The sequence below is a fragment of the Paracraurococcus lichenis genome (assembly GCF_030657435.1).
In the GTDB taxonomy this organism is placed as follows: Bacteria; Pseudomonadota; Alphaproteobacteria; order Acetobacterales; family Acetobacteraceae; genus Paracraurococcus; species Paracraurococcus lichenis.
Genome location: NZ_JAUTWS010000267.1, coordinates 1 through 1,772, shown reverse-complemented (window position 1 = coordinate 1,772; position 1,772 = coordinate 1). Strand labels below are relative to the sequence as shown.

General features: G+C 62.9%; 2 protein-coding genes. Both read left to right on the top strand.

All coding sequences use genetic code 11. From position 1 onward, the window contains the following. Positions 1-285 precede the first annotated feature (285 nt). Positions 286-729, top strand: coding sequence for a response regulator (locus Q7A36_RS39580; protein WP_305109282.1), 444 nt, complete (start codon positions 286-288; stop codon positions 727-729). Positions 730-878: 149 nt separating this feature from the next. Further along, a partial coding sequence (locus tag Q7A36_RS39575; RefSeq protein WP_305109281.1) for a glycogen/starch/alpha-glucan phosphorylase occupies positions 879-1,772 on the top strand: 894 nt, incomplete at its 3' end.

Sequence of the window (1,772 nt, the reverse complement as noted above, 5' to 3'; positions counted from 1 at the left end):
TCCTTCAGGGCGGGGAGGAAGTCAGATCCTGGAGCGACGGAAGCAAGTCGCGCTGATTTCGCCCAATTTCTAAATCATGTTAAGGAATATTTTCTTAAAAACTCTATATAATGTTTATAATGTATATAGTATACTTTCTTAAATATAAGTAAACCATTGTGTCTTTGTGCAAAGAGAGGCAAAAGCCGCGCTGATTTTCGATTCTATCCGCTATCAATCTGTAAACGTTTCTCGAGGAGCTAAACCCAACAGGTTGTAAGCGCCTCGGTCTTGCGGGGTAGCGGTATGGCAGGCGAGGCACGGCCACTGGCATTGATTGTGGAGGATGAGGCTTTGCTCGCCCTCCTGGTTGAGGACCTCCTCACCGCCGAGGGCTTTGAGACCGTACGGGCCGTGAGCGAGGCCAGCGCCGCCACCTTAATAGGATCATCACGCCCCTTCACAGTGGCGGTCGTGAATTTGCAACTGGGCGGCGACATCGCCGGTCAGCGCATTATCGGCGCTCTGCGCCAACGGATGCCTGCCCTGCCAGTGGTCGTCGTCACCGGCTTTGGAAAAGATGCTTCGCAAGCCGACCTCCGGGGTTTGGGCTGGCCCACTGTCCGTCTCGAGAAGCCTGATGGGTACTATGAACTCGCTACGGCCGTGTGGGACGTCATCGACCAGGCACGCACGGGCAGACAGCCACAGGGTGGCCGGCGCGCATCCGACGTGCTCGGCACGCCCTGAAGCGAACTATCAGGCACCTCGATCTTAAGATCGCACACCTGCCCAGCATCACTTTTTCTTCAATGCGATGGTGTTTTCGGGCAGATAGGGCGTCGGCTCGGCGGCAGCGCCGCATTCCGGGAAGGGCACGCGATTCAGTGACGGATGTGATGGAACCCCTCGACGCGGCCGAGGATGCGGCGGCGCTGCGCGATGCGATCGTCCACAAGCTCACCTACGAGCTCGGGAAGAGCCGAAGCGGCGCGCGCGACCGCGACTGGTTCCTCGCCACCGCACTCGCCGTGCGCGACCGGGTCATCGACCGCTGGCTGGATGCGACCCGCGCCGCCTACGAGACGGGGCAGAAGCAGGTCTACTACCTCAGCCTGGAATTCCTCGTCGGCCGGCTGCTGCGCGACAGCGTCAGCAATCTCGGCATGATGGATACATTGCGGGAGGCGCTGGCGCCGCTCGGCGTCGATTTCGACGCGGTGCGGCAGGCGGAATCCGATGCCGCGCTCGGCAATGGCGGCCTCGGCCGGCTCGCCGCCTGCTTCATGGAGAGCCTGGCGAGCCTCGCCATCCCCGCCTTCGGCTACGGCATCCGCTACGAGCACGGCCTGTTCCGGCAGATCCTGCGCGAGGGCTGGCAGCACGAGTACCCCGAGGACTGGCTGACCTCCGGCAACCCCTGGGAATTCGCCCGGCCGGAGATCGCGCACGACATCGGCTTCGGTGGCTCGGTGGAGGCGGTGCGCGTCTCCGAGAGCGAGGTGCGGCATGTCTGGCACCCCGCCGAGACGGTGCAGGCCGTGGCCTATGACACGCCGGTGGTCGGCTGGCGCGGCAAGCATGTGAATACGCTGCGGCTCTGGTCGGCCCGGGCGCTCGATCCGCTGAAGCTCGAGGCCTTCAATTTCGGTGACCATGTCGGCGCCCTGGCCGACCGCATGCGGCAGGAGGCGATCTCCAAGGTCCTCTACCCCTCGGACGAGACGCCGGCGGGGCAGGAACTGCGGCTGCGGCAGGAATACTTCTTCACCTCGGCCGCGCTGCAGGACCTG

Excerpts from the sequence above, each read along its gene's own strand:
- Q7A36_RS39580 (WP_305109282.1), top strand. The coding sequence starts at position 286 with ATGGCAGGCGAGGCACGGCCACTGGCATTGATTGTGGAGGATGAGGCT.